This is a genomic window from Halorhodospira sp. 9621, assembly GCF_022228055.1.
Taxonomy (GTDB): domain Bacteria; phylum Pseudomonadota; class Gammaproteobacteria; order Nitrococcales; family Halorhodospiraceae; genus Halorhodospira; species Halorhodospira halophila_A.
In genome coordinates this window covers 1-14,429 of sequence record NZ_JAJNRD010000036.1, presented here as the reverse complement: position 1 = coordinate 14,429, position 14,429 = coordinate 1, and the positions used below count along the sequence as shown (strand labels likewise).

Genomic DNA, 14,429 nt, shown 5'->3' with positions numbered 1-14,429 from the left:
AAACCGGTCGGCCTTTCCCTTGCGCCACCTTGACATGGTTTAAGGTCCCTCAGCTTCACATCACTTATTCTTTTTTGATCAGGGCCTTACCTCATGCTTGACCCCATATCTACATTGTAGACCCCACAATCCGCGTCGGCGAAGGGCTCTTCTTTCGACATACTTGAGGTCTCTTCTGGACCACCCCATGAGCACCACCTCGCCCTCTAAACCGACTATGAACCCGCGGCTTCATTAAACAATGCGGGAGTTGGTTGGGCGCACCCACATCGAGAAACAGCGCAAGCAAGGCCGCTTATCTAGCGGCCACTAGCACCTCGGATTTATTGTATTGCAATCTCTTTTCTTGGGGCATCTCGAACATAAAATCACAGTCACCCCAATTACGTCGAAACGGCCACGATCAGCGAGACGCCGAATGAGAAACCAGTACTGGCTCATTCGACGTCGCACTGCCGATTATCACGGTCCTTCCGCCTCATGATCTTCATTCTTGGCGCCCCATCCGTGGACGGTTTTAACCACCTTGGCCGAAGGGGGCGTTCAACCACCCCCAGCCCCGGTCAGAAGCCATAGCAGGACAGAGATCGCGAGAAGCGCCAACCCGACCATCGGCAGGCGTGCCTCAGAGTCTTCCAGGCGGGCAAGGAGGGCTCGCGTTGGCGCGAAGTCAACCCGCCAACCGCTGAACAAGGCCCCTGCATCCGCGGCGCTACGGCCCAGCAACGCAAGCCGCGTACATACTCGCCCTACGAGCACCACCGCGTCCCCCTCGGGCAGCTCGACCTGTCGCCCGGCAAACAACCGCCGCGCCGCGAGGATCAGCACAACGGCCAGGATCAGCGGCCAAGTTGAGTCCAACAATTTGGCAACGTCGGGCCAGGCCAGCAGACCCGCAGAGGCACCATGCAGCCACGGCACCACTAGAGCGGCAAGCACCAGCAGGGGCCAGGCGGGGTGGACACCGCTCTCCGATGCATTCATTGCCCGGGCCAGGGAGAAGGCCTTCCACATCAGCAGCGCCGTCGCGGTGGAGCTCAGTGCGACGAGCAGCATGGCGCCATCCCCCGCGCCGGCCAGCGTAAGGGCGTCCTTGAGCTCCCCCTTCGCCAGGAATCCCGTTGTCAGCGGAAGTCCGGCCAGTGAAAGAGCCGGCAGGACGAATAAGGTCAACCTCCAGCGGCTCGCACCAGGCTGGCAGGCACAGGCGAGGAAAAGGGCCGCCTTGTTGAGGCCGTGGTGGAGAGCCAAAAGCCCTAGCACGGTCACGCCCCCCTCGCGGCCGGCAGGATCCAGAAACCAAACCGAAAAACCGCACAAGATCAGCCCCATCTGACTGATCGTGGAATATGCAAGAACGGTCTTGATACGGGTCTGAGTGAGGCCGAGCAGAACACCCCCGAAGGCGGTCACCAGACCGATGGCCAGCATCCATTGACCGAGAACCGCCGGATCACCCTCCAGCGCTGGCACGAAACGAAGCCAGCCAAGCAGCCCAGCCTTAACAATCACCCCGGAGAGAATCGCACTCGCTGGAACGGGCGCCACCGGGTGGGCCAGCGGCAGCCAAAGATGCACCGGAATGATGCCCAGCTTGACCGCGAAACCGATGAGCAGCAGCCAGCGGACAGGCCCCTCAGCAAGCGCCTCCGCGGAGCCACCGGCCAGAAGGGCGTCGAAGGGGACGTTACCGACCTTGCCGGCCAGCAGCAGCACGCCTGCAAGGATGGCCGCCTCCCCGGCCATCGCCATGACCAGATAGATCCGCCCAGCACGCCATGCCGCCGGTGTGCCGGCTTGCACCACCAGCAAGTAGGCCGACAGGCTCACCAAGGCGAAACCTAGGTAGAAGCTGACGATGTTGCCGGCGAGCAACGCCAGATTCATGCCGGTGAGTGCCAGCAGCCAGCCACTCCAGAACCAGGTGCGCTCGCGCTCGATCGTTTCCGCCGCCAGCCAGCCCGCCAGCCCCCAGGCGATGAGGGTCAACCACACCAGGGGCGTGGATGCGGCATCGGTGCCCAGCCTCAGGCCAACCAATTGCAATCCCAGCTCCAGCTCGCCCGGCAACAGGAGGACGGGCAGCAGAACCAACGGTGCCAAAGGCGCGACGCGGCAGACCGTATGCCGCACGTGCCCGGGCACGGTCATCAGCAGCGCAAGAATAAACGGCAGAGCCACCGCCAACAGGCTGCTCATCAAAAGTACGCCTCTGGTAGATCGAAGTAGCCCTCGGCGATATTGGTCACCCAGCCCAGCGGACTGAGCGGATGACCCGCGAAGACCCCGGCGGCAAGCGCCATGAGTGCGGTTGCCACGGTCGCGCCGACCAGGCCGAAGACTTCCACCCGGCGCGGGGTGACCTCGTTGGGCCAGGCCTCGGGTGCGGGATGCAACCAGATTCGCTTGAGGGGCGGCAGGAAATAGGCGGCGTTGAGCAGCGTGCTGGCCAGCAACACCAGGATGACCCAGTCGCGATCCACCGCCACTGCGCCAGCACCCAGGTACCATTTGCTGATGAAGCCGGCCACCGGCGGCAGCCCGATCATGCCCAGCGCCGCGATGGTAAAGCACAGGCTCGTCCACGGCAGGCGTCTACCGATACCGTCGAGCTGATCGATGGATTTGACGCCGAGCAGGTTGGCGAAGATCCCGGCACAGAAAAAGAGCGTGATCTTCATCAGCCCCTGATGGACTAGGTGGACCATGCCGCCGATGGTGGCGACCGGCCCGCCGATGGCGACCCCGAGGGCTATATACGAAACTTGGCTGACCGTCGAGTAGGCGAGGCGCTTTTTGATGTCACACTGGAAGAGCGCGATCACGGAACCGTAAACGATCGTGAACGAGGCGATCAGTAGCAGCGGCAGATCCAGGCCCAGGCTCTGGGTCAGCTCGAAGCCGTAGATATCCTCCACCAAGCGGACGATCCCGAAAGCGCCGGCCTTCACTACGGCCACGGCATGCAGAAGTGCGCTGACCGGTGCGGGAGCCACCATGGCCCGCGGCAGCCAGGCATGGAGTGGAAACAGCGCTGCCTTCACGCCGAAGCCGATCACCAGCAGCCAGAAGATCACGCGCAGGCTGTCGTACTGACCGATACCGAGATCGCTCAGATAGCCGCCGCCGATGAAATCCTGATTGCCGGTGAGCGCGTAAAGCCAGATGATGCCCACCAGCAGAAACAGGCTCCCACCCAGCGTGTGCGCTAGGTACGTGCGCCCGCCGGCAAGCGAGTCAGCTTTGCCGTTGTGCACCACCAGGGGCCATGTGGTCAGGGTCAGCAGCTCGAAGAAGATGAAGAAGGTCAGCAGGTTGCCGGCCATGGCGATGCCCATGGTCGCCGTCACGCACAGGCTGAAGAACCCGAAAAAGCGCGCTCGGTCAGTGCCCCGCTCCAGATAGGCGAGGGCGTAGACCGTGGTCACCAGCCACAGAACCGCCGACAGGGAGGCGAATAGCATGCTCAACGCGTCGGCGCGCAGCGTGAGGTCCAGGTCCGGCAGCAGCGCGAGGCTGAACTCCGGCACATGGCCGGCCATCACTAGCATTCCCATCAGGGCCACGAGGGCAACCTTGGCGGCCGCTGCGAAAAGGTTGAGTGCGATCCGCAGCCCCGGGCGATGCTCGCCGGCCAGAAAAATGCCAACCCCGGCGAGGGACGAGACCATCACCACCAGCAGGGGCAGCCAGTAAACCAGGAATTCGGTCATCGTCCGCCCTCCGGCGGCCAACCGCTGGCCAGCAGACCGAGAATCGGTTCCGGGGTCAGGCCAACAACAAGCGCGGCCAGGGCCAGCGCCAGCGCCGTCAACCCGGCCAGGTGGTCAGCGGCGAGAGCGGGCCGGGGGGCGTCACAGTCGACGGGCCGGGTGCAGATCACCGCGAGGGCGCGGAACAGATAACCGGCCGCCAACAACCCGCCGAGCAGAATGACGACGATCCAGAGCCACTGCCCCTGCTCCAGCGCCGTCTCGACGAAGAGCCACTTGGCAATAAAACCGCCGGAGGGCGGCAAGCCGAGGATGCTCACGCCGGCGAGCGCCAGTGTGAACACCTCCAGCGGTGCCCGACGGTCGACACCGCGCAGGTGCTCGAGCCGATCGCTGCCCATGCGGTGGAGGAGATTGGCCGCGGCCAGAAACATGGCCGCTTTGGCCAGCCCGTGGCTGAGCAGGTGATAGGTGGCTGCCTGGAACGCGACGCCCCCGAGCAGCGGGAACAGGAGCATGAGATAACCCAGCTGGGCTACGGTCGAATAGGCAATAATCATCTTTAGCCGTTGCTGCATGAACGCCAGCAGCGATCCGTAAACAATCGCTCCGGCGCCCAGCAGCCCGAGCGTAAACAGGGCCAGCGGCAGATCCCATTCGGCACCGGTCCACAGCCACAAGCGCCAGACGACATAGAGCGCCACCTTGACCACCAAGGCCGAGAGGATGGCGCTCACCGGCCCCGGGGCATTGCCGTGCGCCGCTGGCAGCCACCCGTGCAGCGGGAAGACCGCAGCTTTGAGCAGCAGACCGAACGTCATCAGGACCAGCGCGGTGCGGGACAGTCCGTCCGGCTCCCGGACCTGGCCGACCAGGTACAGATCCAGCGTCCCGGTGTGGCCATAGATCAAAGCCACGCCAAGCAGGTAAAGCAACGAACCCAGCAGTGCGAGCACCAGATAGCGCACCGCTGCGCGCAGCGCGGCCGGCTTACGGTCAATGACCAGCAGACCGATGGAGGCCAGCGTAACCAGCTCCAGTGTCACAAATAGGTTGAACAGATCGGAGGACAGCAGCAGCGCATTCATGGCACTGGCCAGGAGCAGCCAAAGCAGCCAGAAATGCTGGCCATCCCGGTTGTCGATCCGGTAGCGCGTGGCCGCATGCAGTCCAGCCACGACCATGATCCCGACGTTCAGCCAGACCAACACGGCGCTCAGAGCATCCAGATACCAGACGATCCCCAAGGGCGCGTCGAAGCCGGCGATCGCCAGGCGCACCGGGCCCTCGCGCAGCAGCTCGCCGGTGAGCACCACCATCGCCGGCAGCATCGGCAGCAGCCCGGCCATGACAGCCAGCCAGCGTGCGCGGCCGGGCAGCAGCAGAATCAGGCAGGCCGCAACCAGCGGAACCAATACCAGGGCCGCGAAGGCCTCAGCGACCATCGTCGCCCCCCTCGTCATCGGGCTCCAGAGAGACCGACCCGGTTCGCTCGGCGAGCGCCACAATCAAGGCCAGAGCGAACGCGATCGCAGCCACGGCGATCACGATACCGGTCAACACCAGGGCCTGGGCGATGCCGTCCAGGCTGCCATCGACCTCGCCCACGGAGGTCACGAGGACGAGAAACACCGCCGAGCCCATGACCTTGAGTGCCATGGTCTGGCGCAACAGATGAAGGGAAACGATCAGGCTGTAGAGGCCGATACCGAAGACCCCGGCGGCCGCGAGCATCCAGATTTCCGGGTGGTTCATGGCCGCCTCCGCTCGAGCGCCGCGGCTCCGGCAAACAGCAGCGCCAGCGTCAGCGCGATGGAGACCATCATGGCGGCCTCGATCAGATACACCGCCCACGTCCCGGGCACGCCGAGCAACGGCCTGTCGATCAGCAGCGCGCCGAGACCCACAAGGCAGAAAACCAGGGTGCCGACCACCAGGCCGGCTTTGGTAAACAAGTCGGCTTCGGAGGCCGGCGTCAGTCGCCCGGCGAGCATCAGCATCACCGCGAGGGCCGCTAGGGTGGCGCCGGCCTGAAAGGCACCGCCAGGCAGTTGACTGCCCGCCTGTAACAGGTAGATCGCCACAACGACGGTCAGTGGCCCCACGACGGTAACCAGGCCATCGAACAGTGGTGTGCTGGAAGGCGGCTGCGTGAGTTCGGCGCGGTGGGAGCCCAGCGCGGCCCTCGCTCCGGCATAGGCGGCCAGCAGGACCGCGACCTCAAGCAGCGTGTCGAGATTGCGAAAGAAGATCAGCACACCGGTGATCGGGTTGCCGAGCCCGGTCTCCGGCAGGGCGGCATTCATCATCCGTGCGGCCTCGGCACTGCCCCCCAGCGCTTCCAGGGAGGCCAGCCCGATCATGCCGACCACGACGGTGCCGAGCACGGCGACCCCGCCCGCGACCCAGGAACGGATCGGGGACGGGTCCACCGGCTCCACCGCGTTGATCCGCTTCAGGCGCCAATAGGCGATCATGAGCAATGCCCCGGTGACGCCGGCCCCGATCGCCGCCTCGGCCATGGCCAGATCCGGTGACCCCAGCCAGGCCCACGCCAGAGCGAGCACCATGCCGAAGACCACAAACATGACGATGCCCCGGAACAGCGAGCCACCGACCACGGCATACCAGGCCAGCACCACCAGCCCCGAAGCCAGGACCAGGTCCACGATCAGCATCCAACTCACGGTGCGTCCTCCGATTCCGCGCCGCCGCGATCGGCCCGCGCAACCCGGGCAATGAGGTGCGCCGACACCGTGGCAGCCAGCAGCGCCAGCAGCCAGACCAGCAGCAGGAGAAGCGCCGGCCGCAGGCCGCCGGCGAGCAAGGCCGCCGCGGCACAGATGCACAGTAACCCGAGGTTGTCCGCCTTGGTCAGCGCATGCATGCGACTCAACGCATCAGGGAAACGGATCAGTCCCACCGTGCCGGCCAGGTAGAAGAAGGCGCCGGCCAGGAGCAATACCGCGACCAGACCATCCATCACGAGATTCATGGCAGATCCTCCGGTTGGCGATCCGCCTGCCGTCCGGATCCGCGTCCCGTCGTGCCGACATAGGTGATGGTGAGAATCGTCGCCAGCATGACCACCAGCAAGGCGGCGATGCGAAGCGCCGGAACGCCCTGCCACTCGGCCAGCAGAATCAGCACCGCGGCCGACGTCGAGCCGAACAACAGGGCGGATAGCATCCGGTCTGCATCCGAGGGCCCGCGCCAGATTCGCCACAGCCCGGCGATCAGATTGCCCAGCAGGAAGAGAATGATGGCTGGGAGCAACCAGTCAAGCATCAAGCGCCGCCTTCCAGACCGTACAGCCTGGCTACGCGGCGCTCCAGTTCCTGGACCGCTGATGCCGGATCCTCGTGAATCGCATGCACACGGATCACCTGTCCATTGGCCGAGAGATCCGCGCTCAACGTGCCGGGGAGCAGTCCGATGACGCCCATGAAGAGGCCCCGCGGCTGACCGGCGGGAAGACGCACCGCGTAATCGAACAGGTGCGGATGGATCGGTAGTCCGGGATCCAGGGCGCGGCGGGCGACGTCCCACCCGCCCCGAAAAGACTCCAGGACGAAATAGGCGGCGAACTGCGGCAGGTTGAGAAGCCGGACGCGATACCGAGGCCCGTGAGCCAGAAGGTGGTACAGGGCCGCCCCCAGCGCTGCCGCAACTACACCCCACGCGGGACTTTGCAGACCATCCAGAACCCACCAGATCAGCACCAGCACCACGAAAACCCACACGCTCTTCACCCAAGCCTCCATGGGCGAACCGAAGCCCGAGTTACCCTCAGCCAGGGCCGATGCTGCCTGCTCGTCGCGCCCCCCCCCGGTTCAGCGCCGCCATGCGCCTTCGAGCCGCGCCTGCCCTCACCGCTTTGTTGCCCCGTCCGGAAGATATCGCGCTGCACTCCCTAAGTTTCGGACGGTACCGGCGGGTTGCAACCTTCTTCTATCGGTTCCGGTCTTTCTAGTGGATAGCGGATCACCGGCCCACGCGGTTCGCTCCGCCGATAACGCCAGCGCAATGGTGTTTTCGAGGAGCGCTGCCCGATGCCGTCGGGATGGGGTGCCTGCTCAGCGAAGTCGACTGGAGTTGGACTTCCCCCCGCAGGAGGTGTCCAGGCCAAACGGGGTGATGAGCCCCCTCCCCTACAAGGGTATCGCCCCGGAAACCGCGGGCTAGAAGGACCACGAACCAGCCGATTGAGGCCACAATACTGTCTTTATTGACCCTATCTTGGTTTTCGTTTCATCGCCGCATCGTGACCCTTACAATGATAGCTCCATCAACGCTCAGGGGGCGCTATGCCCGCACAAATCCCTCGCTGGACGCGAGTCTCAGTCGGCGCGCTCCGGAGCGACCCAGCCCAAAGACCTAGACCAACTCTACTGTCTGGCAACCTGACACATGAGGCAATAGAGGAGCTTCTGATCCAGCGGCCGATCATTGCCTACCCAGAGACTCATGGCGAGCAGACGATCTACCGAGTCATCGCCGGAGTCTCATCCATGGCGATCGCCAAAGCCTGCCTGCCCACCCAGGAGAAGATTCCGGTACTGCGCTCGCCCGCACCACAGACGGCACTGCGCCAGGCCGTTGACGAGCTGCTCGTCCCCACGGTCGAGCAGCGCACTACGCAGGAACTGATCGAACGCTGGTCCCAGGGCCACTCCAGCAGAGAACTCTCTGTCATCCTCGGTGAGGGGCCGACGCAACAGGAGATCGCCGGATTCCTCGGCGTATCCCTGTCGAGCTACAAGAAACACCGCAAGGACTCAGGTGGCCATGGCGGCAGCTAAGAAGCCTCTACTGACCGATCCGCAGATCCACCACCTGCGCCAAGCCCTCGATCGGTGCCGACACCCCGACCCAGACGGACTTATCGAGCGGGTTCGCCCCCTGATTCAGTTGCCTGATGCCCTCGTTGGCCTGCGGCCGATCGCGAAAAACCTCGAACGGGTTCTGCCGAAGGTTGAGCCACTCCTTCCGTCCTCGATGGAGGCCGACCCGGTCGAGGACTTGAGAGAGTGGCATGAAACGATCCTCGCCATCCCCGATACAGATGATCTGTGGTCCGTCGCCGAACACCTGACCCGGGGGATCCAATCCCAGGGCACGGTCCGCCCTCCACTTAAGGGACACACGACAAGCCACCCTGTCTGGTGCGCGCTCTGGCACATCTACCACAACATCGATATGGCCGACGCCCAGGTCTACGAGTGGCTGCAGGCTCACCTACTAGCAGCCCACATCCGCTTTATGCTGACCGGCGAACATCCGCGTCGGGCGGACTGTGGCTACAACGCGAGCATGGTCATCCGCAAGGCTCATCACCGAGTCTTCCGCTGGCTGATTCTTGAAATTCAGGACGTCATCGCAAATCCCGGCCCTCTGGCGAACCGACTGCGCAGGATCAAGGACCGGGGCTCGGCCTCAACACAAAGGAAGGGCCACGACGAGGACTATCACCTCACCCGTTACTGTGGCTACTTGGCCGAATACATCGCTGATGCCCACCAGATCCCCATGGACGTCTTCCGCGAGACCACGCGCAGCGGCTCTGGCGGCAAACGATCTCGCTCTCAACAATTCGTGGATGCAATGGGGCCTGATCACAGCGGGTTCTGGTATTACAGCGACAACCAGCTCTTGCTGACCAGTTGGGGGACAGCCGATTACCGAGCACACGGACAAGCCCCGTGCAAAGCCAGCCAAGACGACCTCTCCGCTAGCGGGATTGCACCGTACGAGTTCGACGTCGACGAGAGTGCGGAGGTAGCCTTCCACACCCTACTCGGCGATACAGGGGAGCCCGCAAGGGACGATCACACCGCCGGGGCTCCGGGGCAACTGCCGCCACTGCCCTCAATCTACGCTCGGGCTCGTGGCATGGCCCGTCGGATCGCCATGGACACGCAACGGCTGCGTGTTGAGCCTAGCCGCATCCGCCTCAATCAACTGCACAAGATCCTGCATACCCTTGAGGAGGTCTTCAGCCAGGCCTCTACCCCGTCGGCCCAAATATCGGAGTCCGAAAAGGATCTAAAGGACCGGAAACTGCGGCGCGAGACAGCCCTGCTCGCCTCGATCGCTCTGATAAGCGGCACACCACCTAGCGCGGTAAGAGGTGTTCAGTGCGTTGCGAGAGTCAGTGATCTGCCCGTTGCCTACCAGCTGGCCTATAACCCGGACTTCCGCATGTGGATGCGCCCCTATGTGCCACCACCCCGCCACCCACTCGGCGAAGAATATCGCGAGCACCTGGTGGCCACTTGGCCACGCGTAGTCTTTGAGGACATCCTCGGTGTCGGGCAACACCTGCGGAACGTCGAGCGACCGTTCACCCACCGGGATCAGACCTACAAGAAGAACTGGGACAAAACCCTCGCTCCGCTTCTGGAGCGCGCCGGCGTGGAACGCCGCTGGCGCCGGTTCGAGAACCTCGCCTCCATCCTGCCGAGCTGGTTTGCTTGGGCGGAGGAAGGACAGCACTTGCCAGCTGCCCTGCTCTTCGACAGCCAAGACCCCCTTGCCCGGGTCCACCATTTCTACACGGCCTGGCAGCGCAGCGAGCTGGCCCGGATCTATTACAAAGAGCTCCACGCCGCCCTTGATGGCAGCGGGCTAGATGAACCGAGGGATTACGCCGAGGATCGCCTCTGGAGCTACCGCCCCCCAAGCACGGAGATCACCGAGAGCTGGGTCGGCAACGATCGCCTCCCCCGCGCCGAGTCAATCTCCGGGCTGGTGAACGACCTGCGCCAGCGGCTGACGATGGGCGTGCGCCGGAGTCGCCACCTCGATGTGCAGGAATGGCTGCAAACCCACAACCTTCTGACCGCCTATACCGCCCTGGGACTGACCTTGGCCGCCGGCGGCCGCGCCATCCGTACCCCCGTGCCTGATCTCACCGCACGACATTCAGCCACTGGCACCCTCGCTCTCCAGGAGAAGGATCGTGCTGACGGCGCCCACGCCCGCCTGGTCGTCCTCCCGCAAGCGGTCCTCCAGCAGATCGAACACTACCTAACGCACCTCGTGACACTCTTTACTGCGTTCCCTGCACTGCCCATTACACTCAGCTGCCCGGCCACGAAATTCCGCGACCGCAGCGCCTACGGAACCGACACCTTCGAACTGGACTTGCGCAAGACGTGCTTCTTCCTCGACGCCGCGGATGAGCGCGATCCGGCCAGCTGGAGGCCTGTGGAACTGACCGGTCAGCGGCTACGCAGCGAGTGCGATCGCATCCGCCCCTACGCTTGGCCTTTCGATAACGCCGGGCGCCACCTCCTACGCAGCTACCTCACAGGCAAAGGCTGTCCCGCCACCCTGATCAACACCCACCTCGGCCACTGGCATTACGGAGAAGAGCCATGGGGGCACCCGTCCACTTTTGACCCCGTCCGTTACCGTCAAACGATCGGGCCTTACTTGGAAGAACTCATGGAGGAAATCGGCTACCGGAGCCTATCGGCATGAACGAACAGACGACGGCCGAAGAGGCTGCCCCGCTCCTCGTTGACGGTGACACGATCCCCATCTGGTTTGGATGGACCCATCTATGGCGCCCCATGCCGGACCCGACCCAGGTCGACCCAGCGCGGGAGAGTCGCGAGGGGCCTTCACGAACCGATCCGTTCTTGGCCATCTGGCAGACCCTTCGAAAAGAGTACCGTGCGCTGACTCTCGCCGAGCCACCCGGCGATCGGCAGTGGACCACCTCCGAGACACGCACCCTGATGGTTCGGGTACGAGCCCATGCCCCAGCCGGCCAGAGCTTCCTGGCGCAACGCCGCGTCGCCGAGATCCTCGATGCCGGCAACCGGGCCGGGCGCTGGCGTATCCCCATCCCGGATGTCCCAGCACCTTTGCCGCCGGCGCCCACCTCACCATTCCAGCACAGTGACTTCCTGGCGATGGTCCACCATCAGCACCTGGTGGATAACTTCCTTGCGCGGCTGGCAACACCGTTACCCAGTGAAGATGCCCGACCGCACTGGGGTCGGATTTTTCTTAGCGCCCTCCTCTTCGGCGGTCTACTTCGAACCCACTGGCTCTGGGCGCTCCCCGACGCGCTGGAGCGCGGCCCTGCCCACGGGCACTGGATAGAGCTATTCGACAGCCCACAGGATGAGACGCAACCTCAGCATCTGCGCTGGTATCCCGACCCGATTACACGCCCCCTGCTCGTGCGTGCCCGCCAAGAGGGTATCCCCTCCGGAGCACTGGCCAAGCGTCACGATGGACCGGCGCTCCATCGCTGCATCAAGACCTGCACTGACGTACTCGGGATCTCGGAGCATCTCCCCGGCAACTGGAGTCGCCTTCTGAGCGTCACCCGGACCCGACTCGCGCTCTACGTGCCGCCCTACCTGTTGGCGCACGCCACCGGCTTCCGACCGGCCACTTCGCTCCCACCCAGTGTTCAGGAACGTCTGATCAGACCGCCGACCCGGATCGCGATGACACCACCGCCACGCAGCGCGGATCCGGCACACCGCGCCGATAGCTCGGAGGATTCCAAATCGACCGCCGATCCCAAGGCCACCGAAGACCGGGACGACTCAGAACTCTGGCCTGCCCAGCTGCTCGAACTATCGCGGCTGATCCGTCGCACGGACCCGCCGAGGGCCGAACCGATCCTCGACTGGGTCACAGCGCAACAGGCCACGTTGCGGGCGGGCAGCGGCCAGCCCGGTACGCTACTACCGGCTGTCCAGCGTCTCGCCGAGTGGACGGCCCACAAGCTCTGCACCCCGGCGCGCCGGGACCGCAAACCTCGCCGGCGCAGCGTCTACGAGCTCTACAACGCCACCGCCGGGCGGATCGCGGGGCAACTGGCCGATGCCGACCCCGCCACTCTCTCGAACAGCGACGATTACATCGAACTCTATACAACCGCCCTGGAGGACACCGTCAGTGCCGGCAGTCGTAAGCGCGTGGCCCGGGGACTGCGAAGCTTCCACGAGTACCTGATCGAGCACCACGGCGCGCCGCAGGAACCCCTGCAAGCGCTCCAGTCGACCCGCTTTTCCGTCAGCCGAGGCACACCCGACGCGAACTACATCGACGAGCCGCTCTTCCGCCGCGCCATCGACTGGCTGGACGAGCGTTACCGCGATAACCCGAGACTGAGCACCGTACTTGGGCTCCTACTCGCGTTGGGCTTCTACACCGGCCTGCGTCGCAGTGAGGCCAGAGGCGTGCTCATCGGGGACCTGGAAGGCCCACCGGAATACGCCCTGATCGTTCGACCGAACCAACTGCGTCTGCTCAAAAGCGGCAATGCGCAGCGCATCCTGCCGCTTCAGGCGATGCTGCCGCAGGATCTACTCCAGCGCCTCATCGACCTGCAGGAGCAGCGTCGGGGCGAGGCGGACACCACAGAAACCGACCCGCTCTTCACCCTGCCCGACCGAGGCGCGCTGCGCGAAAACGACCCCTGGCTCGAGGAAGCCACCCGCGCCCTCGCCCAGGTCACCGGGGATCCCCACGTGCGCTTCCATCACCTGCGCCATTCCTTTGCCTCACGAATGCTGGTGCGTTTCTGGGAGCTGGAAGCCGAGGGCCATGAACCGCCGCCCCCCTGGGCCTCAGATCCATATATGGCAACAAAGGGTGCCCCCCGGAGGCTCCGACGCGACCTGATCGGCGATGAGGCACCGACTCAGCGTCGCACCCTTCGCCTGATCACTCGGCTGATGGGCCACTCCGATACCCAGATCACCATCGAGCATTACGTCCATACCCTGGACGACCTCCTCGGCCGCTCGGTCCGCCGCATCTGCGACGGACTGACCACCCGCCAACTCAGCGAGCTCACCGGACGCGGCGAGGCACAGATCCGGGACGCCCGCCGCAAGACCGCCCAGGGGACACCGGCCGAAACCCTCGACCGGATCACCGATAACCTACTGCCGAAGCGCGAGCGCCTGTCCGAACAACGCGAGACCGCACTTGCGCCCGGTGCCACGGTGAGCATTGAGGCCCCGGAGGACACGATCGAATGGTTGAGCCTGCTCATCCAAGCGATCAACGACCATGCGGAATCGACCGGCCGATCTCCTCAACAGTACGCCTTCCCCTGGGAGGCCGATACTCTGCGTCGTTACGCAGAAACGCTGCGCGATCTCCCGTCTTCGCTGCGTCTTCGCGCTCGCAACGTCGCCAAGACCGAGCGCATCGTGGACCCCCTCCATGACAACGAGCATGACCGAGCGAGGACGACCTGGCACCTTCTGCACGGCGTCGGAGACCGTCACGGGATGTCACCCAGGGACCGAGCGAACCTCCTGAGAAGCTTTGTCGACGGCTACACCCCCAATACGCCTATCCTCACTGTTCGCTTCCGCACGCTGCCCGATCTGCGGCGTTGGGTGAGTTTTCTCGATGAGTTGTGGCTGCTGGATCGGTTCATCGGCTACCACATCCCGACACCCGGCTCCAACGCGGCAGGCCCCGAGAAGCAGTTGGCGCATTGGCAAAGCGCTCTCGATCACTTCCCCATCGAAAGCGCGAACGAACGGCACAAGCTCGATACCCCAACCGCAGCCCGCGGAGAGGTGTTGGTGACGCTCCACCCCGATGCTCCTAAGGCTGTTTCGCTTGCTCTTTTTGGGGTTCAGGTGGCCTTGGTGTTGGCCTACGCGCAAAGTGAGCGTCGCAGCATCCCCACGTAGACGCGGGGTGTCCGAGTGTGGATGCTGCGAC

The 14,429-nt window shown here is 64.4% G+C and carries 12 protein-coding genes; 3 read left to right on the top strand and 9 right to left on the bottom strand.

What is annotated here, in order from left to right:
- Positions 1–543 precede the first annotated feature (543 nt).
- From LRF89_RS12015 to LRF89_RS11980, 8 genes are read right to left on the bottom strand one after another with little or no spacing between them, the layout of a single operon-like run.
- Positions 544–2,199, bottom strand: a complete 1,656-nt coding sequence (locus tag LRF89_RS12015) for a complex I subunit 5 family protein (RefSeq protein ID WP_238637199.1) — start codon at positions 2,197–2,199, stop codon at positions 544–546.
- Positions 2,199–3,713: a proton-conducting transporter transmembrane domain-containing protein gene (locus LRF89_RS12010; protein ID WP_238634900.1), complete on the bottom strand. Its 1,515-nt coding sequence runs from the start codon at positions 3,711–3,713 to the stop codon at positions 2,199–2,201. Before LRF89_RS12010 ends, LRF89_RS12015 begins: the two co-directional genes overlap by 1 nt.
- A complete protein-coding gene (locus tag LRF89_RS12005) occupies positions 3,710–5,158 on the bottom strand; it encodes a complex I subunit 5 family protein (protein ID WP_238634901.1) in 1,449 nt (482 codons plus the stop codon). The genes LRF89_RS12010 and LRF89_RS12005 overlap by 4 nt, the downstream gene beginning before the upstream one ends.
- Positions 5,148–5,468 (bottom strand): NADH-quinone oxidoreductase subunit K, encoded by a 321-nt coding sequence (locus tag LRF89_RS12000; RefSeq protein WP_238634902.1) that lies wholly within the window; start codon positions 5,466–5,468, stop codon positions 5,148–5,150. The genes LRF89_RS12005 and LRF89_RS12000 overlap by 11 nt, the downstream gene beginning before the upstream one ends.
- The gene (locus tag LRF89_RS11995; protein ID WP_238637198.1) at positions 5,465–6,391 is read right to left on the bottom strand and encodes a Na(+)/H(+) antiporter subunit B; all 927 of its coding nucleotides are present in this window, start codon (positions 6,389–6,391) and stop codon (positions 5,465–5,467) included. The genes LRF89_RS12000 and LRF89_RS11995 overlap by 4 nt, the downstream gene beginning before the upstream one ends.
- A 5-nt stretch (positions 6,392–6,396) precedes the next feature.
- Positions 6,397–6,708, bottom strand: a complete 312-nt coding sequence (locus tag LRF89_RS11990; RefSeq protein ID WP_238634904.1) for a monovalent cation/H(+) antiporter subunit G — start codon at positions 6,706–6,708, stop codon at positions 6,397–6,399.
- Complete coding sequence (locus LRF89_RS11985; protein ID WP_238634905.1) at positions 6,705–7,001, bottom strand: pH regulation protein F; 297 nt, start codon at positions 6,999–7,001, stop codon at positions 6,705–6,707. The genes LRF89_RS11990 and LRF89_RS11985 overlap by 4 nt, the downstream gene beginning before the upstream one ends.
- On the bottom strand, positions 7,001–7,465 hold the full coding sequence (locus LRF89_RS11980) for a Na+/H+ antiporter subunit E (protein ID WP_238637197.1): 465 nt from the start codon (positions 7,463–7,465) through the stop codon (positions 7,001–7,003). Before LRF89_RS11980 ends, LRF89_RS11985 begins: the two co-directional genes overlap by 1 nt.
- A gap of 759 nt (positions 7,466–8,224) precedes the next feature.
- Here LRF89_RS11980 and LRF89_RS11975 point away from each other — a divergent pair.
- A complete protein-coding gene (locus tag LRF89_RS11975; protein WP_238634907.1) occupies positions 8,225–8,515 on the top strand; it encodes a hypothetical protein in 291 nt (96 codons plus the stop codon).
- A gap of 7 nt (positions 8,516–8,522) precedes the next feature.
- Here LRF89_RS11975 and LRF89_RS11970 read toward each other — a convergent pair whose 3' ends face one another.
- A complete protein-coding gene (locus LRF89_RS11970) occupies positions 8,523–8,750 on the bottom strand; it encodes a hypothetical protein (protein WP_238637196.1) in 228 nt (75 codons plus the stop codon).
- Here LRF89_RS11970 and LRF89_RS11965 point away from each other — a divergent pair.
- Together LRF89_RS11965 and LRF89_RS11960 are read left to right on the top strand one after the other, a co-directional pair.
- Positions 8,736–11,198 (top strand): hypothetical protein, encoded by a 2,463-nt coding sequence (locus LRF89_RS11965; RefSeq protein ID WP_238637195.1) that lies wholly within the window; start codon positions 8,736–8,738, stop codon positions 11,196–11,198. The two genes, LRF89_RS11970 and LRF89_RS11965, sit on opposite strands and share 15 nt — an antisense overlap.
- Entirely contained in the window at positions 11,195–14,398 is a 3,204-nt protein-coding gene (locus LRF89_RS11960) for a tyrosine-type recombinase/integrase (RefSeq protein WP_238637194.1), read from the top strand. The genes LRF89_RS11965 and LRF89_RS11960 overlap by 4 nt, the downstream gene beginning before the upstream one ends.
- Positions 14,399–14,429 lie beyond the last annotated feature (31 nt).

Bases quoted from the DNA above. Each gene is read 5' to 3' on its own strand.
- LRF89_RS12015 (WP_238637199.1), bottom strand. From the start codon at position 2,199: ATGAGCAGCCTGTTGGCGGTGGCTCTGCCGTTTATTCTTGCGCTGCTG.
- LRF89_RS12010 (WP_238634900.1), bottom strand. From the start codon at position 3,713: ATGACCGAATTCCTGGTTTACTGGCTGCCCCTGCTGGTGGTGATGGTC.
- LRF89_RS12005 (WP_238634901.1), bottom strand. From the start codon at position 5,158: ATGGTCGCTGAGGCCTTCGCGGCCCTGGTATTGGTTCCGCTGGTTGCG.
- LRF89_RS12000 (WP_238634902.1), bottom strand. From the start codon at position 5,468: ATGAACCACCCGGAAATCTGGATGCTCGCGGCCGCCGGGGTCTTCGGT.
- LRF89_RS11995 (WP_238637198.1), bottom strand. From the start codon at position 6,391: ATGCTGATCGTGGACCTGGTCCTGGCTTCGGGGCTGGTGGTGCTGGCC.
- LRF89_RS11990 (WP_238634904.1), bottom strand. From the start codon at position 6,708: ATGAATCTCGTGATGGATGGTCTGGTCGCGGTATTGCTCCTGGCCGGC.
- LRF89_RS11985 (WP_238634905.1), bottom strand. From the start codon at position 7,001: ATGCTTGACTGGTTGCTCCCAGCCATCATTCTCTTCCTGCTGGGCAAT.
- LRF89_RS11975 (WP_238634907.1), top strand. From the start codon at position 8,225: ATGGCGATCGCCAAAGCCTGCCTGCCCACCCAGGAGAAGATTCCGGTA.
- LRF89_RS11970 (WP_238637196.1), bottom strand. From the start codon at position 8,750: ATGCCACTCTCTCAAGTCCTCGACCGGGTCGGCCTCCATCGAGGACGG.
- LRF89_RS11960 (WP_238637194.1), top strand. From the start codon at position 11,195: ATGAACGAACAGACGACGGCCGAAGAGGCTGCCCCGCTCCTCGTTGAC.